27 protein-coding genes and 3 pseudogenes are annotated in these 21,195 nt (G+C 36.6%); 8 read left to right on the plus strand and 22 right to left on the minus strand.

Annotation, left to right across the window (positions count from 1 at the left end):
* Positions 1-239 precede the first annotated feature (239 nt).
* On the minus strand, positions 240-395 hold the full coding sequence (locus tag ACTDJC_RS12465; protein WP_440603578.1) for a hypothetical protein: 156 nt from the start codon (positions 393-395) through the stop codon (positions 240-242).
* A 73-nt stretch (positions 396-468) separates the two neighbouring features.
* Here ACTDJC_RS12465 and ACTDJC_RS12470 point away from each other — a divergent pair.
* Positions 469-1,009: pseudogene (locus ACTDJC_RS12470) on the plus strand (cupin domain-containing protein); the annotation flags it as partial.
* Positions 1,010-1,168: 159 nt separating this feature from the next.
* Here ACTDJC_RS12470 and ACTDJC_RS12475 read toward each other — a convergent pair.
* The 3 genes from ACTDJC_RS12475 to ACTDJC_RS12485 all read right to left on the minus strand — a co-directional run bounded on the left by ACTDJC_RS12475 (position 1,169) and on the right by ACTDJC_RS12485 (position 3,243).
* Entirely contained in the window at positions 1,169-1,993 is an 825-nt protein-coding gene (locus tag ACTDJC_RS12475) for a GH25 family lysozyme (RefSeq protein ID WP_440603579.1), read from the minus strand.
* 544 nt (positions 1,994-2,537) lie between these two features.
* Positions 2,538-2,717: a hypothetical protein gene (locus ACTDJC_RS12480; RefSeq protein WP_098307310.1), complete on the minus strand. Its 180-nt coding sequence runs from the start codon at positions 2,715-2,717 to the stop codon at positions 2,538-2,540.
* A gap of 250 nt (positions 2,718-2,967) precedes the next feature.
* Positions 2,968-3,243: a hypothetical protein gene (locus tag ACTDJC_RS12485; RefSeq protein ID WP_255258102.1), complete on the minus strand. Its 276-nt coding sequence runs from the start codon at positions 3,241-3,243 to the stop codon at positions 2,968-2,970.
* 233 nt (positions 3,244-3,476) lie between these two features.
* Here ACTDJC_RS12485 and ACTDJC_RS12490 point away from each other — a divergent pair, with 233 nt between their 5' ends.
* Complete coding sequence (locus tag ACTDJC_RS12490) at positions 3,477-3,590, plus strand: YjcZ family sporulation protein (protein ID WP_090913000.1); 114 nt, start codon at positions 3,477-3,479, stop codon at positions 3,588-3,590.
* 185 nt (positions 3,591-3,775) lie between these two features.
* Entirely contained in the window at positions 3,776-3,991 is a 216-nt protein-coding gene (locus tag ACTDJC_RS12495; RefSeq protein WP_098307308.1) for a spore germination protein, read from the plus strand.
* 246 nt (positions 3,992-4,237) lie between these two features.
* Here the strand turns inward: ACTDJC_RS12495 and ACTDJC_RS12500 are convergent, their stop codons facing one another.
* From ACTDJC_RS12500 to ACTDJC_RS12510, 3 genes and pseudogenes are all read right to left on the minus strand, one after another.
* Positions 4,238-4,483 carry a DUF3947 family protein gene (locus ACTDJC_RS12500; protein WP_141524982.1) on the minus strand — a complete coding sequence of 82 codons (246 nt, stop codon included), beginning with the start codon at positions 4,481-4,483 and terminating at the stop codon, positions 4,238-4,240.
* Between the two features lie 128 nt (positions 4,484-4,611).
* Positions 4,612-4,981, minus strand: a pseudogene (locus ACTDJC_RS12505) (hypothetical protein).
* A gap of 9 nt (positions 4,982-4,990) precedes the next feature.
* The gene (locus tag ACTDJC_RS12510; RefSeq protein ID WP_440603580.1) at positions 4,991-5,167 is read right to left on the minus strand and encodes a hypothetical protein; all 177 of its coding nucleotides are present in this window, start codon (positions 5,165-5,167) and stop codon (positions 4,991-4,993) included.
* A gap of 167 nt (positions 5,168-5,334) precedes the next feature.
* Here ACTDJC_RS12510 and ACTDJC_RS12515 point away from each other — a divergent pair.
* From ACTDJC_RS12515 to ACTDJC_RS12525, 3 genes and pseudogenes are all read left to right on the plus strand, one after another.
* Positions 5,335-5,704, plus strand: a pseudogene (locus tag ACTDJC_RS12515) (tyrosine-type recombinase/integrase).
* 68 nt (positions 5,705-5,772) lie between these two features.
* Positions 5,773-6,087, plus strand: a complete 315-nt coding sequence (locus tag ACTDJC_RS12520) for a thioredoxin family protein (RefSeq protein ID WP_440603581.1) — start codon at positions 5,773-5,775, stop codon at positions 6,085-6,087.
* Positions 6,088-6,298: 211 nt separating this feature from the next.
* On the plus strand, positions 6,299-7,180 hold the full coding sequence (locus ACTDJC_RS12525; protein WP_440603582.1) for a cation diffusion facilitator family transporter: 882 nt from the start codon (positions 6,299-6,301) through the stop codon (positions 7,178-7,180).
* Positions 7,181-7,231: 51 nt separating this feature from the next.
* Here the strand turns inward: ACTDJC_RS12525 and ACTDJC_RS12530 are convergent, their stop codons facing one another.
* From ACTDJC_RS12530 to ACTDJC_RS12550, 5 genes are all read right to left on the minus strand, one after another.
* A complete protein-coding gene (locus ACTDJC_RS12530) occupies positions 7,232-7,885 on the minus strand; it encodes a phosphatase PAP2 family protein (RefSeq protein WP_440603583.1) in 654 nt (217 codons plus the stop codon).
* A 72-nt stretch (positions 7,886-7,957) separates the two neighbouring features.
* A complete protein-coding gene (locus tag ACTDJC_RS12535) occupies positions 7,958-8,716 on the minus strand; it encodes a sporulation protein (RefSeq protein ID WP_098307296.1) in 759 nt (252 codons plus the stop codon).
* Positions 8,698-9,516, minus strand: coding sequence for a serine/threonine protein kinase (locus tag ACTDJC_RS12540; RefSeq protein ID WP_440603584.1), 819 nt, complete (start codon positions 9,514-9,516; stop codon positions 8,698-8,700). The genes ACTDJC_RS12535 and ACTDJC_RS12540 overlap by 19 nt, the downstream gene beginning before the upstream one ends.
* A complete protein-coding gene (locus tag ACTDJC_RS12545; RefSeq protein ID WP_098307292.1) occupies positions 9,516-9,707 on the minus strand; it encodes a hypothetical protein in 192 nt (63 codons plus the stop codon). Before ACTDJC_RS12545 ends, ACTDJC_RS12540 begins: the two co-directional genes overlap by 1 nt.
* A 234-nt stretch (positions 9,708-9,941) precedes the next feature.
* Positions 9,942-10,121, minus strand: a complete 180-nt coding sequence (locus ACTDJC_RS12550; RefSeq protein ID WP_098307290.1) for a YozD family protein — start codon at positions 10,119-10,121, stop codon at positions 9,942-9,944.
* Positions 10,122-10,275: 154 nt separating this feature from the next.
* Between ACTDJC_RS12550 and ACTDJC_RS12555 the strand changes: the two genes are divergently transcribed.
* Positions 10,276-10,431 carry a DUF3930 family protein gene (locus tag ACTDJC_RS12555; protein WP_098307288.1) on the plus strand — a complete coding sequence of 52 codons (156 nt, stop codon included), beginning with the start codon at positions 10,276-10,278 and terminating at the stop codon, positions 10,429-10,431.
* Position 10,432: 1 nt separating this feature from the next.
* Here the strand turns inward: ACTDJC_RS12555 and ACTDJC_RS12560 are convergent, their stop codons facing one another.
* On the minus strand, positions 10,433-11,095 hold the full coding sequence (locus tag ACTDJC_RS12560; protein WP_440603585.1) for a hypothetical protein: 663 nt from the start codon (positions 11,093-11,095) through the stop codon (positions 10,433-10,435).
* Between the two features lie 480 nt (positions 11,096-11,575).
* Between ACTDJC_RS12560 and ACTDJC_RS12565 the strand changes: the two genes are divergently transcribed.
* A complete protein-coding gene (locus tag ACTDJC_RS12565) occupies positions 11,576-11,776 on the plus strand; it encodes a DUF6366 family protein (RefSeq protein WP_440603586.1) in 201 nt (66 codons plus the stop codon).
* Positions 11,777-11,992: 216 nt separating this feature from the next.
* On the opposite strand, the gene ACTDJC_RS12570 is transcribed toward ACTDJC_RS12565, so the two are convergent.
* From ACTDJC_RS12570 to ACTDJC_RS12610, 9 genes are all read right to left on the minus strand, one after another.
* The gene (locus ACTDJC_RS12570) at positions 11,993-12,208 is read right to left on the minus strand and encodes a YozE family protein (protein WP_098307280.1); all 216 of its coding nucleotides are present in this window, start codon (positions 12,206-12,208) and stop codon (positions 11,993-11,995) included.
* A gap of 74 nt (positions 12,209-12,282) precedes the next feature.
* Positions 12,283-12,555 (minus strand): YokU family protein, encoded by a 273-nt coding sequence (locus ACTDJC_RS12575; RefSeq protein ID WP_440603587.1) that lies wholly within the window; start codon positions 12,553-12,555, stop codon positions 12,283-12,285.
* Complete coding sequence (ablA, locus tag ACTDJC_RS12580; protein ID WP_429714514.1) at positions 12,552-13,970, minus strand: lysine 2,3-aminomutase; 1,419 nt, start codon at positions 13,968-13,970, stop codon at positions 12,552-12,554. Before ablA ends, ACTDJC_RS12575 begins: the two co-directional genes overlap by 4 nt.
* Before the next feature lie 247 nt (positions 13,971-14,217).
* On the minus strand, positions 14,218-15,597 hold the full coding sequence (locus tag ACTDJC_RS12585; protein WP_440603588.1) for a sigma-54 interaction domain-containing protein: 1,380 nt from the start codon (positions 15,595-15,597) through the stop codon (positions 14,218-14,220).
* 305 nt (positions 15,598-15,902) lie between these two features.
* Positions 15,903-16,757 (minus strand): putative beta-lysine N-acetyltransferase, encoded by an 855-nt coding sequence (gene ablB, locus ACTDJC_RS12590; RefSeq protein ID WP_440603589.1) that lies wholly within the window; start codon positions 16,755-16,757, stop codon positions 15,903-15,905.
* Positions 16,754-18,022, minus strand: a complete 1,269-nt coding sequence (locus ACTDJC_RS12595; RefSeq protein ID WP_440603590.1) for a peptidase — start codon at positions 18,020-18,022, stop codon at positions 16,754-16,756. The genes ablB and ACTDJC_RS12595 overlap by 4 nt, the downstream gene beginning before the upstream one ends.
* Before the next feature lie 15 nt (positions 18,023-18,037).
* Positions 18,038-18,700: a CoA transferase subunit B gene (locus tag ACTDJC_RS12600; protein WP_098307268.1), complete on the minus strand. Its 663-nt coding sequence runs from the start codon at positions 18,698-18,700 to the stop codon at positions 18,038-18,040.
* Positions 18,685-19,383 (minus strand): 3-oxoacid CoA-transferase subunit A, encoded by a 699-nt coding sequence (locus ACTDJC_RS12605; protein ID WP_098307266.1) that lies wholly within the window; start codon positions 19,381-19,383, stop codon positions 18,685-18,687. Before ACTDJC_RS12605 ends, ACTDJC_RS12600 begins: the two co-directional genes overlap by 16 nt.
* Positions 19,380-20,690 (minus strand): aspartate aminotransferase family protein, encoded by a 1,311-nt coding sequence (locus ACTDJC_RS12610; protein WP_098307264.1) that lies wholly within the window; start codon positions 20,688-20,690, stop codon positions 19,380-19,382. The genes ACTDJC_RS12605 and ACTDJC_RS12610 overlap by 4 nt, the downstream gene beginning before the upstream one ends.
* Between the last annotated feature and the right edge of the window lie 505 nt (positions 20,691-21,195).

Raw genomic sequence — 21,195 nt, forward strand, 5'->3', positions numbered from 1 at the left:
TTTACCAAACAGAAAATTCCGATAATAACAACTTACCATATATACATCAATACCTACTAATCATTTCACTTTAATCAATTTTTCCGCTATTTTGTTTCTCCTTTATATTCACAATTCTAAAGAGCGCTTTAATTTTGTTCCTTGTTTTAAATGTAAAGATACACAGACTGCTGCACAATGAAAACTCCCGCCACTTATCTCCTTCGGATCTTGAAGTGGGGGTTTCTCGTGTATCACCTTCAAGAGATGCTTAACACGAGTGAAGTTGACACAGCTGCCTGATGGCACAACCCCTCTATTCCATCGGCAAACGCCTTTGGAACTGCTTTTTTTAAGATGTTATAAGAACCATTCACATCTGCGTTTAGTAGAAGATTCTCTTTCGTACGATACAATCCACGTGTGATCCATTTTCCACTGAATACAGGAATGTTTTCCTCACCGTAAGTGGGGATCGCATCATTGTCTAACGTGTTAGGGATTAAACAATTAAATACATTAGATAATACTTCTTTACTAGACATTTTTTTAAGTGCGAATAATATTGTAGAGCCTCATGTACACCAAAATGCTGCTGAACTCGTTTATTGTATTTCTGGTGCAGCTGTCGTTTCCTTACTTAATCCATTTACGAATCAAATTCTTAATTTCCCAATAAAACCAGGTCAAGTTACTAATGTACCGCAAGGTTGGTGGCATTATGAAATTGCCACTGTAGACAATACACATTTATTAGCCATTTTTAATGCTCCTACTCCAGAAGTTATTTTTGGATCGGATTATTTTAAGATTAACTCCATCAAACGTAATGGCTCATACTTATTGTCTTGATGAACAACAATGGAAACAAGCAGTAGCTCCTATTCAATCTACTACTGTAATTGGCCCTCCAAAAGACTGTCATCAAAGTCAACATCGAAATACAATACATCATATACCCAACCAAAATCAAACACATCCCCAACATCCATCATATTATTATCAATCACAAATCCCATATCAATATTGAGGATATTGATATGAAAAACTACCTTTAAAGCTCATTTATGATGGATGCTTTTACAAACACACCATACTTAACTGTTAGTTGTCCAATTTCTTTATAGTTTTTATAAGCACAATAATAATGTAATGAGAAAAGCTGACTCTCATGAGCCAGCTTTTCTCATTACATTTCTGAAATCCACATTCCATACCTCGGATACACTGCCTTCAACTTCGAAAATGTCTCATCGCACCATGTTTTTGAATTAAAATCACCAACTACAATGCGGTGATTTCCATCATCTAGACACTGCACCCAAACACCATATCCTGGTAATGTTTCTTTAATTTTTCTCAATACATCTGCAGTCCACTCAATAGAATTGAAATCCCCTACATAAATACGATAGGACTCTGTGCCTATAAACCATTCTAACAGCTTGTCCCCTGTTAATAGGTTCACATCAACTTTCCCAATCCCTTCAACATAACCATTATCACTGTATTGCCACAAGTCACTCGCATAATCAGGTTTTACCTGTGGTGTTCCGTCATTTGTTCCATAACGGGGTAACCATATGAAATCTGCACTCACATTTTGCAATCCGTAAGATCCGTACATATAGTGCGATACATATAACCCTACTTTCCATCCATCCTCTTTACATGTATCAATAAATGTCTGCGACGCTTCTGCTAGATTAGCAGCTCCGCAGCTTGTTAAAGTATCATTCTCAACATCTAGAACAAGAAATTTAGCATTAGGGCTTACTCGGTTCATAAAATCTTTCGCCTCTACAATAGCATCTGCCACAGATACATAGCATCCGTAAGCATAAGCTGCATGGGGAATACCTCGTGCTTCTAAATGTTCCACATGGTCTGTATATATCTCGTCTATTTTTCGGGAACCATACTGCACACGGCAGATTGCTAAATCAATGTGCTGGGCAGCTATATCCCAATTTATATTTTTATTCCATTTTGAAATATCTATGATATATCCCATGATTTATTTTCTCCTTTTACATTATTGTATTCGATAGCTTGTCTCATAATCTGTATGAACACTTAAAATAACAGCAAACCCTTCCCGTTTTATCACTATCTCAGTATATCCCGCTTAATTTTGTTCTTCTTTTTTCATCAGGACACATCATACTTTGTAAGTTGTTCCATTCAATATATTTCTCCTCCTTTCACACTACTTTTCTACTTCAATTGCAGTTCTTTATATATATAAAACGCCACGCTATAATTTGGTAAAACAATTTTGCTGTTCTATATCCCTCAATGTAATATCATATTAGAGGTAAATATTATGCAAAGTTTAAAATCTTTAAAACGAGATATAATTCTCTTTTTTCCTTTGTTTGTTTTTAATGCAGTTCTATTCATTTCAAAGATTATTATAGACAATGACTTTAGCTGAATACGTGCACTATTAACATTAGCATGCCTTTACGTTTGGGCATCTAGTGCAATAGACATTAAAAGTAAGAATTACAAGACAAAATAAAAAAGCACCCGTTATGGATGCCTTTTTTATTCCATCACTTATATATATTAAGTATTACTGTAAAACGATGATTTCCATGAGGTACAACTTGATGAATCTCAACGTATTGCGCTTCAGACTCTCGACGAGTATCCTCATTCAACTTCAATAAAGCTTTAGTCAATGTTTCTCCTTCATGAAGTTTTAACTCATCATAACCTTGTTGTTTAATCATCCATCCCACTCCTTTCATTAATTTAATTTGCATTTCGACTAAAAGAAATATTCATCAGAACGAAAGGAAATGTTGCAAGTCATTCCGAGATGGTGGTTTTACATCTTTTAAACATCGCATTGATGTAACTATGCTTAATGAGATGTAAAACAGTATGACGAATGCGATTATTTTCACACTCGCCACACTAGAATATGTCTTAATTTGTTTTAATTAACTTCAATAATTCAAGTAAGGGAATCTTACCACCTTAATCGCGGGTTCCTACCGCCCATGCCCGTTCAATTTGTTTAAATTTAATCTCATGAATTTGATCATCTTTCATTTTTGGAAAAAGAACAGCGTATCCTGCTGCATTCCGTTCCTGTCTATTCTGCATCTGAACTCGTAGCGCTTTGTAGTTTTTCAATTCCTTTACTACTAACCTACGCATCTCTCTTTCATCGATGTCCTCGAAAAATGACATTTGTTCCATACGATACGCTTCCCCTCCTGCATAACATCTCTCCATCTGTACATAGTACAAACAGGCGACTCCGTATTTGCAGCTATTGCCACTTTTCCATTGAGAGCAGTTAGCTTTTGCTAGCTGCTCTTTTCAATGTAACTTCTTCAAATTGTAATTAGAGCTGCTAAATTAACTTTCTTTACATACATGCACTCTTTAGATCCACGTCACATAATGTAATGTAAATCCGCTGGAATATCTATAACAACAGCCCTCATAGTTTTTTTCCTCACCAAAAGGAGGAATAGATCATGGGTTTTGCTGGTTGTGGTGGCTTCGGCGGCGGCTTCGCCTTACTGATTGTGTTATTTATCTTATTAATCATAATCGGTTGTAGTTGTTTTGGAGGTGGATTTGGCTGCTGATGCTAAGAGAAGGCGCTCAATTCGAGTGTCTTTATTTATTTGTCCAGTACTTTCCCCTTACTTCACTACCAAATGAAATTTTTGTTTTAATCCCTTCGCAATTCCATGAATAAATTACAGTCGAACCCTTTCGAAGAATGAATCATATAGTGATTTAAGCAATCCCTGATAAAGTAGGTGAAAATATGCCGTCTGTTGTTGGGAACTTAGTCGTTCAAAATAGTAACGGTTCTTTTAACTTAGGAGACTTCTATAATGTATCTCCGAAAGAAAATACGAAAGCTTATAACGGATCCGGTTCATCTAACGTTGCTTTTGTTCTTAATACCTTTAACGGTATAAGCGGTACGAATACATTTGATTCAGATGTAGCTGATCAAAATCAAATTGGAACAGCCTAAAATTATTTATCCTTTTCTCTCCACTGCAAAATATTTCAAATCCCTTTTATACTACAGCTAGTTTCAGCTAATTTTAGCGAAGCGACCCCATATTTCTTTTGTAGAGCAGTTAGCTTTTGCTAGCTACTCTTTTTATTGAACTTGTACCACTTTCGTTTTCCTTCATTACGATAATCCTCAAACGGATCAAATTTTACTAACATGAATAAGTTTCCATTAACAGCTATTATTTTTTATTATTATTTACTATAAATTGTATTCAGTTCCATACGGAATCGTTGAAAAAGATATTCCATATTGTGTAATATGCATTGGGTAATAATATTGCAATGGATAATAAGGTTGCATACTTTGTTGCATTTGTTGCGCCTGTTGCTGTGCTTGTAATGTTTGTTGAACAGCTTGAATTGTACTTTGCGCTCCACTAGACGTTACACTAGCACCATACCCAGCAGGAATTCTCATTTGGTTGTTAAGATAAGGATAAAACATTATTATTCAACTCACTTTCGTATAAGTGACTACAAAATATGTTATGAAGATTAATTTTGGAAAGTGTTAAGTAAAACGAATTATCTAATTCGTTACCTCCCTACCAAATAACGCTTTTGTTATAAAACTTAACACTCGTATCCAATAACAAGAGCTGTCGTTCCCACCCAAAGACCTTCCTTCTGCCATTGCCGCTTTAATTTCGAAACATACGAGCCGCTACGGTCAAACATAATGATAATCTCTATATCTGGAATGCCTTGCTCATTCAACTTCCGAACAAATTCCGGCGTCAATCCTGCTGGCGTATTCTTCTTTAGGCCACGTCGAATACCGCCCCAACTGGAGTAATTCCACGCCAGTTGGGCAAGTAGGACAAACAGTGACATTAAAACTTTCTTCAGATGATTTGTTATATACGCATCGTCTACATTCCTGCTCAATAATGTCTCCAATTTCGTATGTGAGTTTTGTACGTTCCTCTTTTGTCAGTTTCATGATGGTCACCTACAAGACAGCTTTGAGAGCCATCCCTAATGCTTGTGACTTACCTTGAAATTCAAGACGGATTGAGCGCTCATTTTCCAGTTCGGTATGTGATATTTGAATCTGCTCGTGTAACTTCTTGATTTCCGCCCGCTGTTCAAAATCTGTTTCAGTGATGGCGTTAAACTCATTTTTCAAGGAATTGTAATCTTCCTCGAGATCACGGAATTGCTTCTGATAAAATTCTGTATATTCTTCTACCTACAGACGAAGTTTTGTTTCTGCAACCAACTCTTTCTCATGTTATAAAAGAATTTCATGAACCTAAGACTTCTTCCGGAAAACGATTAATTGTTCTTCCTGAAATTACATTACATGCTCTAGAAGAACAACTTGGCCGAATTAATACGGACAAAGAACGCTATAGTAGTGGAATATAATGACTTCGAATTAATCTGTTTCACATCTAACAAGCATCCCTGCAATTTCAAAAGTTTGACACATTTGTAGAAAAAGCTTATAAAGAAAAGTGAAGTCCCTGATATTCGCTTCAATAATCTTCGGCACACTCACATAACATTCATGCTAAAACAAGGTATTCATCCGAAGATTGTCAGTGAGCGATTAGGACATAAAAGAATAGGCATCACATTGGATACCTACTCTCACGTTGTACCAGGTATTCAAGAAAAAGCTGTAGAAGATTTTGCAAACAATCTATTTCAAAAACACTAATGTTTGCAAATACGAGTTTTGCATAAAAATACTAGCAAATTCGTCTTACATTGAAAGGAGTCAAAAACATGAAAGAAATCAAGTCTGAACAAGAGTTTCGCGATCTTATCGTAAAAGAAAATCCGGTAGTAGTTAAGTTCTTTACAACATGGTGCCCAGATTGTGTACGTATGGATAACTTTATCGATGATGTAATGGAAGAGTTCAATAAATTTGAATGGTATTCCATTAATAAAGATGAGTTCCCAAGTATCGCTGAGGAATATCAAGTAATGGGAATCCCAAGTTTATTAGTGTATCAAAACGGTGAAAAACTTGGACATTTACATAGTGCAAATGCAAAGACAGAAGAGCAAGTTACTGAGTTTTTAGAAGTATATTAAAATGGTATAAATAGCATACAAAAAGCGCTTAGGTATATCTAAGCGCTTTTTTTTGTCTTTTTTATGAGCGAACTTTTTTTGCCCTCACGAAACAATGTTCTCTCTTCCTTAAAAAGCTAAAAGTACACAACAATGTTTGTATAGACCCACACGACTTTCATTTGGTACGCTTATACATAGAGAATCTTTGAAAGAAAGGTGAGTGAAAAACATGGATTCACTTTCTAACAAAGCTGCTGATAAAGGGGCAATGCTAAGCATTGCTGCATATATTTTTTTGTCAACCATTAAAATTGTAATAAGCTACATAGCTGTTTCTAGCGCACTACGTGCAGATGGTCTTAATAATTTAACCGATATTGGAGCATCACTAGCTGTTTTAATTGGATTAAAAATTTCTCGAAAGCCTCGCGATCTTGATCACCCATATGGTCATTCACGAGCTGAACAAATCGCTTCACTCGTCGCGTCCTTTATCATGATGACTGTCGGATTAGAAGTTATTGTGAATGCTGTTCAATCCTTTTTCAACGAAGAACAAATGATACCAAATTTACTTGCAGCTTGGGTTGCTTTATTTTGTGCTGCTGTTATGTATAGCGTATACATATATAATCGCAAAATTGCAAAGCAAACAAAAAGTAAAGCTCTAGAGGCTGCAGCGAAGGATAATTTATCTGATGTTCTCGTAAGTCTTGGGACAGTTGTTGGTATTTTGGGGTCACAGTTTCAAATGCCACTTCTTGATCCAATTGCAGCACTTATCGTTGGTATGATTATTTGTAAAACTGCATGGGACATCTTTAAAGAAGCATCGCATATGCTAACAGATGGTATTGACCCAGACAAAATGGAAAAATACGTTGAAACAGTAAAAACAATTGCAGGCGTCGAACACATTGTGGACATTCGAGCACGAATGTATGGAAATCAAACTTATGTTGATATTACAATTGAAGTAGATGCACACATGGATGTAAGTGAAAGTCATCGTATTACCGATGAAATTGAAGAAAAGTTGCAACACAATCACAATATTTGGTACACACATATTCATGTGGAACCAATGCAAAAAGAACCTATGCTCACATAGGTTCTTTTTGCATAAAGTGAAGCTTTCATCATTCCCTCCTGCGATTGCTTACTATCTTGATACAGAAGGTTTGCTATCCGCTGAGTGCGGGATAAATGTTTGATGAAACATGATACACAAAACAAGCCAACTTCCCCCAGCAGCCCAACCTGCTAAAATATCAGAAGGATAATGTACACCTAGATATATACGACTGATAGAAATTGAAAAAATAAGAAAACAGGAAATGAAAATAAGTAATATTTTTTGATGCAATTGTAGGCGGTGTTCGGTAATCGTAATATATGCAATAAACCCAAGAAATGCAACAGCATTCATCGAATGTCCGCTCGGAAAGCTGTAACCTGTCGCAGTAACAAGTTGTGATATATCAGGCCTTGGTCGTTCATACCATAGTTTTAACATATAGTTCATATAGCGCGAACCGTAAAAATTTATCATTAACAAGATCGCTGTCATATATCGTCTTCGAATCAAGAAATACATAAGCAGAATAAACAATACAGGAAAATATACCTTTTTCGATCCAATATAAGACATCCATATAAAGTAAGAAGTAAGATATTCATTACGAAAGCTTTGTATATAATTACTCACTGCATTATCAAACTGATCAATGAAAGGTGTTTGATAAGAAAAAGACAACACGATAAAACAAATGAGCAAAACAAATAGTAACGTATATAAATGTCGATATCTCTTCATCTGCATAACCTCACTATATAGAAATGGAGGGGATGTTTTATTTTCCCCCTCCACTTCTTTTTTATGCATGCATTATCGAGAAATATAATTGTTAATTTTTTGCTGCATTGTTGGAATGTCTTCACGCTTCACTGTGAAACGTAAAACTTTTTCGTCCATCTCTAGAGCTTCAGCAAATAATCCAGCAAGGCCTCGTGCTTTTCGATCTACTTCCATCACAATTTCTAGACTATCGTACGAGCGCGGTATGATAAGCATCTCTAATTCATCGAGCTTTCCGTAATATTGTCCAGATACAGGAACAAATTCAAATTCTTGTGCAAATGGTACGTGATCACGTAAACGATATGGAAGTTCTTCACATTCCGCTTGACGAAGACGAAATCCAAGATTTTGGACTGCATCTAACACACTTTTTAACAATATATTTGGAAGTACTTGAATATAATCACGGTCACTCGGGTCAATACTGCGTTTAATATCTAGACCAGTATGTACCCAAACGGTTTTCATACCAAATGTTAACGGTACTTCAATCGGCATTGGAAAAGAAAATGGGATTTCTCGTTTTTCGTTTATTCCAATTGTAATTGGAGTTGTTAAACGAACTTTCTTTAAATCATATGTTGAACTCATTTTTTTATCATCCACTTCACGAATATATGTAGTCGATAACGTTAAATAAATACTATCAATTTCTTGTTCTACCGATCCACCAGTAATATGTACAACCCCTGTAATTTCTTCCCCAATGAGCCACTCCTCTTGTGTTAACACAGTATCAACTTTTGCACTACCAATACCAACGCTTGCTAAAAACTTTTGGAACATGTATTCCCCATCCTTTCTATAATACAACGTACATCTTCTATTAATTCTTGTACATTTTCATAATACGGTTCTTTCATTTGCAACATCCGCATGATTACATCACAACTATCTACTGATAATGTTAATTCTTTATACCAAGGCTGCTCTTCTTTTGAAGATTCATAACTAGAATACAACAAAAACAAAACAAAATGACCTAAGGCATAAAAATCACTACGATAATGAATTTCACGCATATACGCTTGTTCACCTTTATAAGATTGAGCACGTTCATCATGTTCACCAATAAATCGAGCTAATCCAAAATCAATGATAGATATATCATCATCTCTCATTAAAATGTTAGGAATTCGTAAATCACGATGAACGATACCTTGACTATGAAAATAGGAAACAATATGAAGCACTTTATATAAAATAAGAAAAGTTTCTTTCTCTGTATACATTTCTCCATCTCGAAAAATAAAATCCTCAAATGTTTTCCCACACATTTCCTCCATCACAAGAAATGATTCTTTTCTCCATATAAAACTATGAAAGAAACGAGGAATCGCATGGTGCTCTAACTGCTGTAAAATGGCTTGTTCGTATGTGAACGATTCCCTTCCTGATGCATACCTCTGTTTACTTTTTCGAAGCTGTTTTAATACTTTGTTCTCACCAGACAGCATGTCAGTAACAAGATATGTAAAACCATAACTTCCCATACCAAGAGTACTCTTAATTTGGTACCGCTGTGCAACGACAGTATCAATGGACAGCGGTCGATCAAACCATGTCAATATTTTACGAAAAGTCATCAGCTACTAGAGAAAAAACTATGGCTTTTATGTTTTCTTTTATAATGGTGATGTCCATATTCATGAGATGGGCGACGCTTGTGATAATCGCTACTAGAATAAGAACGATGTCTATGATGATAATCACTACTGGAGTAAGAGCGATGCTTATGCTTATTTCCTAGCAAAGAATCAATAATTTTTTTGATCATCTCTTCACCTCTTCAAAAAATTTTCACTTTTATTATACCAAATACAACACGATATAGTTATAGCTGTTTTATAAAGTGAAACTTCCATCAGTGGGGATTTTTTTCATCCCCCACCTATCGTCTTCACTTTTCTCAGAATCTTAAGGTGAGGGTCTTACTGCCCACGAATAGCGGGATAAACATGGACAAGCCATATACGATATAAAAAACGACGAGTCTGTCCCGTCGTTACTTTCATTCATCATCTTCATCAAATATTTCATCAATCATACATTTTTCTAACAAATAATCGAACGCAATATCTGCAAGATCTTCAATTTCTTCGCGCTTTGGTACATACCCTCTCACAATTAATTGCTCATAAAAAAATTCCGCAATTTCTTCCGTATCAATCACGACTTCTATTTCCTTCATGAGCACCACCCCTTTAATTCTGTTTTATGAAGAAAAATAGAAATTATGTATAAGAATAGAAAAACATTTTTCTTTTCATACTAGATATGTAGGTTATATGCAAAGAAACTTTTGCATAGGATGTAGTACAAGCTATATAAAGGAGGAAAACACAATGAAATATAAAGAAGAAATGACGCATGCAAAAGAAGAGTTCATACATGATGATGAATGGGTGGACAAGCTTATTTCTATATTTATTATATTTTTAACGATTGTAGGCATACCATATACAGCTTATATTCTCTTTCAATTCCTTCTCTCTTTCTAGATTATTTTTTCTCAGATAATTTGATTAAATAGTTACGTACAACTTCCATCACAATCTTATATTCTTCATCTTGAAATGTTTCATATAATGTTCTGTAATCATTAAAAATATCTAATAAACCGTCGATAATTTCTTTTCGATTCGTTTTTATACTTACTTTTTTCGAGTTATTAATAGACTTTAATTTACCTAGATCAAGCTTATTCATTCCCGCCTTATCTTGCTTTAACCTCTTTAAAATTGCATTTGCTGTTTGTGCATTCGCAATAAGCGTCAAATCTGATTCATCCGCTTCTAGCCACTCACCATCAGTAATACGTGATAATTCATAAATCGTGTCTTCCCAAGCATCATTTTTATAACGCCATACTTCCGTCCGGTATCCAACAACGCGGAATACATCTTTTTCATAGCCTGTTACTTGAACAAGATCGCCAAATGTAAATTTATAGCGCAGTTCAATCCATTCTAATTCGCCATCTTTCACCTCTTGTTCTGTCACAAGCTGCAATGTATGTTCTACGTAAAATCCATCGTGATTATTCACTTCATATACATAAACACCATCTAGCATTTTTATATTTGTGACTTTACCGACTGTACCATATAACGTAATCACGACTATATCTCCTATATTATATTTGGGCTGCTTTTTTCTCGTCATTTTTCTCTCTCCTTTTAAAGTCGTGATTTTAAGTATGTGACGCTAACAGTATATGCGGCTCACTACGAAAACGCTTATCACATGAGTTTGTATAATTGAATATTTTTTTATAAAGTGAAACTTCCATCAGTGGGGGTTCTCCATCCCCCACTGATGGAAAGCTCTCACCAATCGGGCTTTTACGGGTAGTTATCCTCCACCTACTATTGTTTTATAATAAAGTTTGATTAAAATGGCCTCTTCCTTTATCCGTAAAAGGTCATTTTTTATTTTCTGACAAAAGGATGATGTAACATATGTAGGATTTTTAAGAATAAATAGCTCCCTCAAAAAAGAGGCATACATTTCACGAATAATAAAATCATTTAAAACGATGGTGTTGGATTAGAATTTGAATCCATAAATTCTATTTTCCTATTTCTCTGTATAATAGTGGTATAAATAAGTAAAGTATGAATTAATTTTAGAGGTGATTATTACATGGGTTCAAAAGAAACACCAAAAGAAAAAAGAGAACGCTTAAGACAAAACGAATTAAAAAATAACCCTACAGGTTCTCTTAATGAAGGATTAAAAAGAGAGGAAAATGGTAATTTAGTTGATTTATCTGGTGGTATGGGTTGGAAAGGTACAGGTTTATTAATTTTAGGCTTTATTATATACAATTGCATTTTTCGTTAAAAGGGGAAGGTTCGTTAGAAGTTAGATGATTACTTAATTAAGTAGTATACCCAAAATATAATATTTAAAATTCCTAAAATTCACTTTACTTCCTTTAGGTGGGGGTCTTATTGCCCATTAATGCGGGATAAAAAAAATACACTCCGCTATTGGAGTGTACATAACACAAATTGAAAATGATTAGTGATAAAACGGCCTATGGATAGACATTTCACTCTATCGTTCTTGCATATATAATTCCCATGCACGATCAAAAATGGCCATGCTTTCTAGTGAACCGCTTAATTCCAAATATGAACTAATCTCATCATAATCCTCCGATTGTTTTGGAAAACTATGATCCTCATACATTGTTTCTGCCAAGTCTGATAGTTCATCTTTCAGTAAAGAAGCACGGTGCTTCATCATATAGTGATAAAATGACTTTTTCAACAATATTCCCTGCCTTTCTAACTTGGCTACATTATACAAGGCAAACAAGAAAAAAACCAGCATAAAAATGCTGGTTAAAAATCAAAATAATTTCGCTTTAGTAAACGTGGACGCTCCATGAGCTCTGTATATGTGACTTGTTTTGGCAAATCTTTCGTATAAATCAAAAAGAGCTGATCTTCAATTTCTTTCACAGTATCCTCTGATTGATAATGCATTCCGCAATTTTGACATGCGATACAAGGTGTTTCTTCAATTGCAACTGTTTTTGTTCCGTCTGGTAATTCCCAGTATACAGTGTTTACACTCTCAATTGCTTCCTCACCTTCACACCACATACATCTCATACTGCATCTCCCTCAGTTTTCGTGCTCTCATCTAGTTTTGCCATTTGCGCTTGATATTTTTTATCCTTCAACTGGTCACGCTTGTCACGTTTATCTTTTAATGAAGCATGTTCTGTACTTGTTTCGTAATCTTTACGGCGATTCATACGCTGCAAGCCTTCTGGTACAAGGTTAAACTTCTTATCGCTCATCAGCCCTGCGATTCCAACATCAGAACGTTTTTCTTCGTAAGTTGGATAAATTTCTTTAAAGTATCCTTCCGCTCTGCCTGCCACATAATTCTCTGGCTCTGGATACGTTGTAATTACACCTTCAAAGTTACGAAGAACAACTTTATCAGCACTTTGTGAAATAATGTAGTTTGGCTGAACGGCAATTTTACCACCGCCGCCCGGTGCATCTACAACAAATGTTGGAACTGCATAACCAGACGTATGTCCACGTAACCCTTCAATAATTTCAAGACCTTTGGAAACTGGTGCGCGGAAATGACCAATTCCTTCTGATAAGTCACATTGATAAATATAGTAAGGACGCACGCGAATTTTTACTAAATCATGCATCAATTTTTTCATAATCGGTACGCTATCATTAATACCTGCTAAAATAACAGCTTGATTACCAAGTGGCACACCTGCATTTGCAAGCATTTCACAAGCAAGTTTTGATTCTTCCGTGATCTCAATAGAAGTATTAAAGTGTGTATTTAACCAAACTGGATGATATTTCTTAAGAATATTGCAAAGATTTTCTGTAATACGCTGCGGAAACACAACAGGAGCTCTCGTTCCAATACGGATAATTTCCACATGCGGAATTGCACGTAAATTCTTTAAAATATACTCTACAATATTATCGTTAATAAGAAGACCATCACCGCCAGAAATTAAGACGTCGCGTACTTGCGGCGTTTCGCGAATATACGCAATTGCATCGTCTAATTGCTTCTTCGGAACACCCATTCCAATTTGTCCACTAAAACGACGGCGTGTACAATAGCGACAATACATAGAACATTGGTTTGTTACTAAGAAAAGAACACGGTCTGGATAACGATGTGTTAATCCTGGAACTGGTGAATCTTCATCTTCATGAAGCGGATCTTCTAAATCATACTTCGTTTTATATAACTCCTCTGAAATCGGTACAGATTGCATACGAATCGGACAACGTGGATCATCTGGATTCATAAGAGATGCATAGTATGGTGTAATGTTTAACGGGATTGTTTTTGTTGAAATTTTAACGCCTTCTTCTTCTTCCGGTGTTAAATTGATGACTTTCTTTAAATCATCTAATGTTTTAATTGTATTTGTTAATTGCCAAATCCAATCATTCCATTGCTCCTCTGTAACATCTTTCCATAATTCAATCTCTTTCCAATGACGTTCTGGTTTATATACGTCGTGTAACATTGCAATTCCCCCTTTTTTTCAAACGCTCGCTATTTATTAAAGCAATAATCATGCCAATTATAACTATTAAATCTAAATTTCTATTTATCTCTACTAGTACAACCTTGCTATTACACGTTTCTTTATTATAAAAATATTATTTTATACAAAAACAAAATAAAAATAATTAGCAGAAAAAACAGAATTTTCTTTACTTTCTATATATGTAAGCACTCATTTATTGGTGCAAATGCACAAAAGCTGCCAATTATTCGGCAGCTTTCGCATTTTTATTTAATTTATACTGCAAAGTTTGTCTTGGAATACCTAACAACTTTGCAGCTTGCAGAACATTTCCTTTCGTTTCTAACATTGCTTGTTCAATTAATTCTTTTTCCGTTTCATGAAGCGCCTCCCGCAGTGGTAATATCGGCTTTTTCTGCGGATGCGGCACTTGTCGAAACGAACGTGGTAAACAAGATAACGTGAGTGTTTTTCCTTCTGTAACAATGACCGCATGTTCTATCATATGCTTTAATTCACGCACATTACCTGGCCAATGATACTGAAGCAATTGCTTTTTCGCATCTTCATCTATATCGATCACATGCTTTGTATATTCCATGTTATAAGCCTTCAGAAAGTGCGGGACTAACAATAAAATATCTTCTTTTCTCTCGCGAAGCGGTGGAATAAATAAAGAAAACACATTTAATCGATAATATAAATCCGTACGAATTTTATTTTCACGAAGGCACTCATCCGGCGGCTGATTCATTGCTGTAATAACGCGTACATCAACCTTTCTTGTTTTGTTATCACCGATGCGGCGAATGACACCATCTTCCAATATCCGAAGCATTTTTGCTTGTAAATCTAAAGGCATCGAATTTAATTCATCTAAAAATAACGTACCACCATCCGCAAGCTCAAATAAACCTGCGCGTTCTATGGCACCTGTATAACTACCTTTTGTTGTTCCAAACAGTAAACTTTCAAGTAATGATTCTGGCAAAGCAGCGCAGTTTTGAGCGATAAATGGATTATTTCTTCTTTTCGAAGCTTCATGTATCGCTTGAACAAACAGCTCTTTTCCCGTTCCTGTTTCACCATAAATGAGTACGTTCGCATTAGTGGTAGCAACCTTGTGTGCAAGCTGTTTCGTCTGCAAAAAGCGCTTATCATTCGTTATAATCGTATCAAATGCTACATGCCTCTGCTGTGTTTTTTTCTCTGGTGATCGCCTCATTTTTGACTGCAAATCAGCAATACTTTCTGTCAGCTTTTGAATGGTAGAGTAATCTTTTGCAATCTCAACAGCGCCAGCAATGCGCCCTTCTATAAAAATCGGAAGCGTTGTATTTACCGTATAAACATCTTTCCCACCTTGATTTTGATATCGCTGCACTTGATGTAGGATTGGCTTTTTCATTTGCAGTACCTTTAGTAATGTACTCGTTTCTGGCGTTAATGAAGGAAACGCTTCCAATAAATACTTACCAAGTACATCTTCTACATTTGATCCGTCATGTTTTGCTGCTACTGTGTTATAAAAAATCGTAACCCCATTTTCATCTACTGCATGAATAGCTTCATCAATACTACTTAAAATCGCTTCAATCACTTCTTGTGTTGAAATCGCCAGCAACGCATTTCCCTCCTTTGCTAAAAAATCAGCAATATCGTGCCGAATTTTTAGCACCTACCGGTAAAATGAAACTCCCATCAGCAAGGGCTTTTCATCCCTAACTTATGGAAGTTGAATAAATTGATTCTTTATGAACCTTTATTTCTATTCTGTAATGTCTATTAAATACGAGATAAAGTGAAACTTCCATCGGTGGGGGTTTTTTTCATCCCCCACCGATGGTTAGTTGAACCAATCGGGCTTTTACGGGCAGTTATCTCCCACCTAGCTTCTTCGGATTCCTCACAATCTTGAGGTGGGGGGTTCTACTGCCCGTTAATGCGGGATAAATCTTTTACCCAAACGTTCATATCCTCTAACTTATCGAAAATATAACAGTTATTCGCCAATCTGCCAGTGTACGTATATCCAAGCTGATAAAACGCTGCATTCATACCAAAAGAAAGCGACCGTGCAATTGTATACGAACAAAAAATAGATCTATCTCGCAGCTCTTCTTCTAACTTCATAAGTAAGCTTTTCATGAATCCGTGCTTTCGATACTCTGGTAATGTTGCGCAATTTGTCAACTCTGCATTTCCTTCTTTTAGATTCATTTCTGCTGAAGCTGTGCTAATAATCTTCCCTTCCATTTCATACACGTAATAAATCGTATCTTCCTTCATCGTTTTCACGATATAGTCTGCTTCGTTCAAAGGTGTTGGATAAACCTCGAATACTTTTCCAAATACGTCCGCAAGCTGCTCTGCATCTTGTTCCGTCGCTTTTCGCAAAACAAACTGTGCTGGTATTTCCTTTTCGATTACTCTCTTCGCAATTACACCACTTATAATTTCATCTTCCTTCACCCACTGCACACTATTACGGCGTTCATCATCACGATATTTCACCATAAAATATGCATCATGCCCTTGGAAGTATTGCGGAATACTAGCTTCAAGCATAAAGCCAAGAGAGAGCCACGCAGGAACGTGCTCTCTTTTTCCTTTTATAATTAATTTAGTGAAAGAATGAGAGTTTGCGAGTTCTTCCACTTTACGCATTACTTGCTCAACATTTCCTTTATAATGATCAACACGAATACGCTTATTAAAATAATCTAACGAACATTCTAATGTATAGTCCTTCGTCTGCTCTGCAAATTCTTCATAATATTTCATTCGTCCACCTCGCACCAGTCTAGTAATGTACATGCAATAATCTTTGCCGCTGCAATCATTTTGTCAATTTCAATATATTCATCTGGATAATGGGCAACTTTCGTTTCACCTGGACCAAACACGATAGTTGGAATATTCGCAATTTGTGTAAATAAACCACCATCTGTTCCCCATGGCGATGCCTCAACAATCGGCTCTGTGCCTTCAATATGCACAAAATTGTCCTTCAGAGTTGTAATAAGTGGATGCTTTTCCTCTAATTCACCTGGAACCCAGCGTGCGCCAAACCATTCTACTTCTACTGGGTGCTCTATGAACCATGGATCTACTTTATTTAATTGTTCTACCCAATTTTCAAACTCTATTTTTGCACTCTCCATACTTTCATTCGGTGCAACACCGTATCTGCCTTCTAAAGTAAGGAAATCAGGAACAGAACTCGGCCAACTGCCACCTTCAATTTTTCCAATATTAATCGGAATCGGAATTGGAATTCCTTTATATAACGGATCTGTAATCCTTTCATTTCGTTTTGCTTCTAGCTTTCTCATATGCTCTACAACAAGCATACTTTTCTCAATGGCACTCACACCTTCATAGCGCGTACCACCATGAGCAGCTTTCCCTTTTACGAATAAACGAAACCACATTGAACCTTGTTGTTTCGGGAAAAATTTCATGTTTGTCGGCTCTGGGATAATTACACCATCCGCCTCGTAACCTCGTAAAATTGCCGCAAGCGTACCTGCGCCGCCGCTTTCTTCTTCTATTACACTTTGAAAATATACATCTCCTTTTAAATGAATCCCCGTTTCTACAATTGCTTCCATCGCCAGCATGAGCGCAACATTTCCGCCTTTCATATCTGTTGTGCCGCGTCCATATATACGATTCCCAATTTTTTCTCCTGCATATGGATGGTGCTCCCACTGGTTCAAATCTCCTTCAGGTACAACATCAATATGCCCATTTAAAATCATTGACTTTCCGCCGCCGCTTCCCTTTAATGTTGCCACTATATTCGGACTATCAGTAAAGTTTGTACGCGGTGAAACGAAATATGGATGATCTTTCATTTTCGTAAATGAAGGTTCCCAAATATCCAAATCTAAACCAAGTTCACGCAATTTTTCAATCACAACTGCCTGCGCGCCGCTTTCATCCCCGCTCGTACTTTTCTCTTGAATTAAACGTTTTAATAATTTCACACTCATATTTTCATGAGTTTCAATATATTCACACACTTGTTTTTTATATTGCTCCAATTATTACATCCCCTTTCATTCAATTACTAGTAAAGATGGACTCACATGAAAAGCAGCTTCTGTGCATTTTTTTACATCTTCTACTGTGTATGGACTCATCAATTCTTGCAGCACTAAACCTTCTGGCGTTACTTCCATTACTGCCATGTCTGTAATAATTACATCCACACATCGTTTTGACGTAAGCGGAAGTGTACACTCTGAAACAATTTTCGCATTCCCATATTTATCAACGTGATTCATCACAACGACAACACGCTTTGCCTTTTGTGCTAAATCCATCGCCCCGCCAATACCTGGTACACGCTTACCTGGTACAATCCAGTTTGCTAAATCTCCGTTTTCACTTACTTGCAATGACCCGAGAATTGTAATATCAAGCAACCCTTTTCGAATCATCCCAAATGCCATGCTGCTGTCAAAATAACTAGCCCCGTCAATAATCGACGTTGGCAATCCAGCCGCATTACATAAATTTTCATCCTCTTCGCCCTTTACTGGTGTCGGCCCCATACCAACAATGCCATTTTCCGCATGAAACATAACATGCATATCATCTGGCAAATGATTCGGAACAAGAGATGGAATGCCAATCCCTAAATTAACAATCATTCCGTTTTGAATTTCCTTTGCAGCGCGCTTTGCAATTTTATTGCGAACCTCTACTCCCATGCCCATTTCCAATTCACTCCTCCCGATGGAACAATATAATCAACAAATACACCAGGCGTTATAATCTCTTCTGGGTTCAGTGCCCCAAGCGGAACAATTTCTTCAGCCTCCACAATCGTAATATCCCCAGCCATTGCAACGTGTGGATTCATATTGCGTGCGCTTTTATCAAACACAAGATTACCAAAAGGATCTGCTTGTTTCGCAAACACGATGGATACTTCAGCTGTTAATGCTGTCTCAATTAAATATGTCTTCCCATTTATTTCAACAGTTCGTTTCCCTTCTTCTACAATCGTATCCATCCCAACATCAACAAGAACACCACCAAGCCCGACACCGCCAGCTCGAATTCGTTCTGCTAATGTACCTTGAGGAGAAAATTCAATATGCAGTCTTCCTTCATTTAATTGTCGTCCTGCATTTGGATTTGAACCGATATGCGACGTAATTAACGACTTTACACGCTCATTTGTCACAAGGCGGCCAATTCCCACATCAGGAAAACCAGTATCATTACCGATTAAATGTAAATCGGAAATTCCTTTATCTAAAATTGCTTGAATTAAAGAGGGAGGAGAACCAATACCTCCAAACCCTCCAAACATAAGTGTCATCTCATCATGAAAATATGGCATAACATCTTGTATTGTTTTTAATTTCCCAAATGTATTTGTAATAGTTGTCATACGATACTATGCCCTCCTTTTTGAACTATTTCCTCTACACTTTTCGCAAAAATATGAAGTAATTCGTCAAGCTCTTCATATGTAGTAGTAAGCGGCGGCGCAACTAACAATGCACTATCTTCCTTGCCTGCTTGTCCTGATACAGCTTGATATAAAAGAAGGCCATTTTTCGCCGCAACAGAAATAAGTTCAGATGCTTTTGTAAACGGTTGCAATTCTACTCCAATCATCAAACCTTTCCCGCGTACATCAGCAATAATTGTCGATTCTTGCTGCACCTTTTGCAGTCCTGCGATTAAATACTCTCCTTTTTCAGCAGCCGCTTCTGGTAAACGATGCTTCTCCGTATATTCAATCACCGCTAAAGCTGTCGCAGCGGAAAGTGGATTTGCACTCAATGTATGCCCACTCATTACAGAACGAGAACCGCGCAGAATTGGTTCCATCACGCGATCACTTACCATAGTTGCTGCCATCGGTGTATAGCCAGCTCCTAATCCTTTACCTAGCGTCATAATATCCGGCTGAACACCCCAATGTTCCATTGCAAACCACGTACCAGTACGGCCAAGTCCTGTCATGACTTCATCAGCAATAAATAAAATATCATAATGCTCACAAATATCCTTAATCACCTTATAATAATCCTTTGGTGGTACAATTGCTCCGCCAGCTGCACCGATAATCGGCTCAGCAATAAATGCCGCAATATGCTCCGCCCCAATACGTTCAATGGCTCTCTCTAACTCTGTTGCACATGCAAGTTGACATGTCGGATACACCTTTTGTACCGGACAGCGGAAACAATACGGTGCTGGCAATGTCGGATAATCTTCCAAAATGGAAACAAAGCGTTGCCTACGCAGCGGATGTCCAGACAATGATAATGCTCCCATCGTAATTCCGTGATAACTCATCCAGCGTGACAAAATTTTATTTTTCCCTTGAATACCGCGCTCTTGAAAATGTTGAATCGCAATCTTCATTGCCGTTTCATTTGCCTCTGTACCGCTATTAACGAAAAAGCTCCAATTCAAATCCCCCATATTTAAATCGCTAAGCTTCTTCGCAAGCTTCTCTGCCGGCTCACTCGTAAACTGCGAGCGATATACAAATGCAATCTCCTCTGCTTGCTGCTTAATAACTTCTGCGATCTCTTTTACGCCATGTCCGATACTTGCCGTAATTGCCCCTGACGAACCATCAAAATATTTATTACCGTTTTGATCATATAAATATACACCTTCTCCATGCGAAATCATCGGATAAGGTTGACCAACAAGTGGTTTAATTAAGTAATCGCGCATGACGCTTCCCCCGTTTCTTCGACTCATATGTAAATGTGAAAAAAATCGACTTTTCTCTCATAAAAAAAGAACTCTCTGCCTATGCAGTGAATCTATTAAAAAGTCATTATTATAGAATATAAAAATAAATGCATAAAAATTAAATAGAAAGAAATTTCAGAAACAAAAAAATGTAAGTAAACAATATTCTCTCTACATCCCCCTCCTACACAAACACAACCAACAACTAAAAAATCCCTCTTACTCCTCTCTTCTAAAATAACATTCGAAGTGAAAACATGCTGCTAATGTGTAAACTTCGACATTCCTCTAGTAAATCTCCTTCCTTCTTCTTCACTTTATATCGTATACTTTCAAATAAATTTAGACAAAATTCGATAAAGAAAATTCTTCCAGCAGACAACGATTTCTTCCTTTAATTCTTGAAATAGAAATCGTATTGCTTCTTAGGAAAAAATATAAAAAACTCTATGGCAAAGAACCATAGGGTGGTATAGCAATCACA

The sequence above is a fragment of the Bacillus sp. GB_SG_008 genome (genome assembly GCF_052038115.1).
In the GTDB taxonomy this organism is placed as follows: domain Bacteria; phylum Bacillota; class Bacilli; order Bacillales; family Bacillaceae_G; genus Bacillus_A; species Bacillus_A rhizoplanae.

Bases quoted from the DNA above. Each gene is read 5' to 3' on its own strand.
- ACTDJC_RS12560 (WP_440603585.1), bottom strand. From the start codon at position 11,095: ATGACGAGAAAAAAGCAGCCCAAATATAATATAGGAGATATAGTCGTG.
- ACTDJC_RS12500 (WP_141524982.1), bottom strand. From the start codon at position 4,483: ATGTTTTATCCTTATCTTAACAACCAAATGAGAATTCCTGCTGGGTAT.
- ACTDJC_RS12610 (WP_098307264.1), bottom strand. From the start codon at position 20,690: ATGCGCGATTACTTAATTAAACCACTTGTTGGTCAACCTTATCCGATG.
- ACTDJC_RS12495 (WP_098307308.1), top strand. From the start codon at position 3,776: ATGCCGTCTGTTGTTGGGAACTTAGTCGTTCAAAATAGTAACGGTTCT.
- ACTDJC_RS12565 (WP_440603586.1), top strand. From the start codon at position 11,576: ATGGGTTCAAAAGAAACACCAAAAGAAAAAAGAGAACGCTTAAGACAA.
- ablA (WP_429714514.1), bottom strand. From the start codon at position 13,970: ATGTTACACGACGTATATAAACCAGAACGTCATTGGAAAGAGATTGAA.
- ACTDJC_RS12530 (WP_440603583.1), bottom strand. From the start codon at position 7,885: ATGAAGAGATATCGACATTTATATACGTTACTATTTGTTTTGCTCATT.
- ACTDJC_RS12480 (WP_098307310.1), bottom strand. From the start codon at position 2,717: ATGATTAAACAACAAGGTTATGATGAGTTAAAACTTCATGAAGGAGAA.
- ACTDJC_RS12540 (WP_440603584.1), bottom strand. From the start codon at position 9,516: ATGACTTTTCGTAAAATATTGACATGGTTTGATCGACCGCTGTCCATT.
- ACTDJC_RS12535 (WP_098307296.1), bottom strand. From the start codon at position 8,716: ATGTTCCAAAAGTTTTTAGCAAGCGTTGGTATTGGTAGTGCAAAAGTT.
- ACTDJC_RS12555 (WP_098307288.1), top strand. From the start codon at position 10,276: ATGAAATATAAAGAAGAAATGACGCATGCAAAAGAAGAGTTCATACAT.
- ACTDJC_RS12550 (WP_098307290.1), bottom strand. From the start codon at position 10,121: ATGAAGGAAATAGAAGTCGTGATTGATACGGAAGAAATTGCGGAATTT.
- ACTDJC_RS12600 (WP_098307268.1), bottom strand. From the start codon at position 18,700: ATGGGCATGGGAGTAGAGGTTCGCAATAAAATTGCAAAGCGCGCTGCA.
- ACTDJC_RS12605 (WP_098307266.1), bottom strand. From the start codon at position 19,383: ATGACAACTATTACAAATACATTTGGGAAATTAAAAACAATACAAGAT.
- ACTDJC_RS12475 (WP_440603579.1), bottom strand. From the start codon at position 1,993: ATGGGATATATCATAGATATTTCAAAATGGAATAAAAATATAAATTGG.
- ACTDJC_RS12525 (WP_440603582.1), top strand. From the start codon at position 6,299: ATGGATTCACTTTCTAACAAAGCTGCTGATAAAGGGGCAATGCTAAGC.
- ACTDJC_RS12490 (WP_090913000.1), top strand. From the start codon at position 3,477: ATGGGTTTTGCTGGTTGTGGTGGCTTCGGCGGCGGCTTCGCCTTACTG.
- ACTDJC_RS12575 (WP_440603587.1), bottom strand. From the start codon at position 12,555: ATGAGATGTATGTGGTGTGAAGGTGAGGAAGCAATTGAGAGTGTAAAC.
- ablB (WP_440603589.1), bottom strand. From the start codon at position 16,757: ATGAAATATTATGAAGAATTTGCAGAGCAGACGAAGGACTATACATTA.
- ACTDJC_RS12545 (WP_098307292.1), bottom strand. From the start codon at position 9,707: ATGATCAAAAAAATTATTGATTCTTTGCTAGGAAATAAGCATAAGCAT.
- ACTDJC_RS12520 (WP_440603581.1), top strand. From the start codon at position 5,773: ATGAAAGAAATCAAGTCTGAACAAGAGTTTCGCGATCTTATCGTAAAA.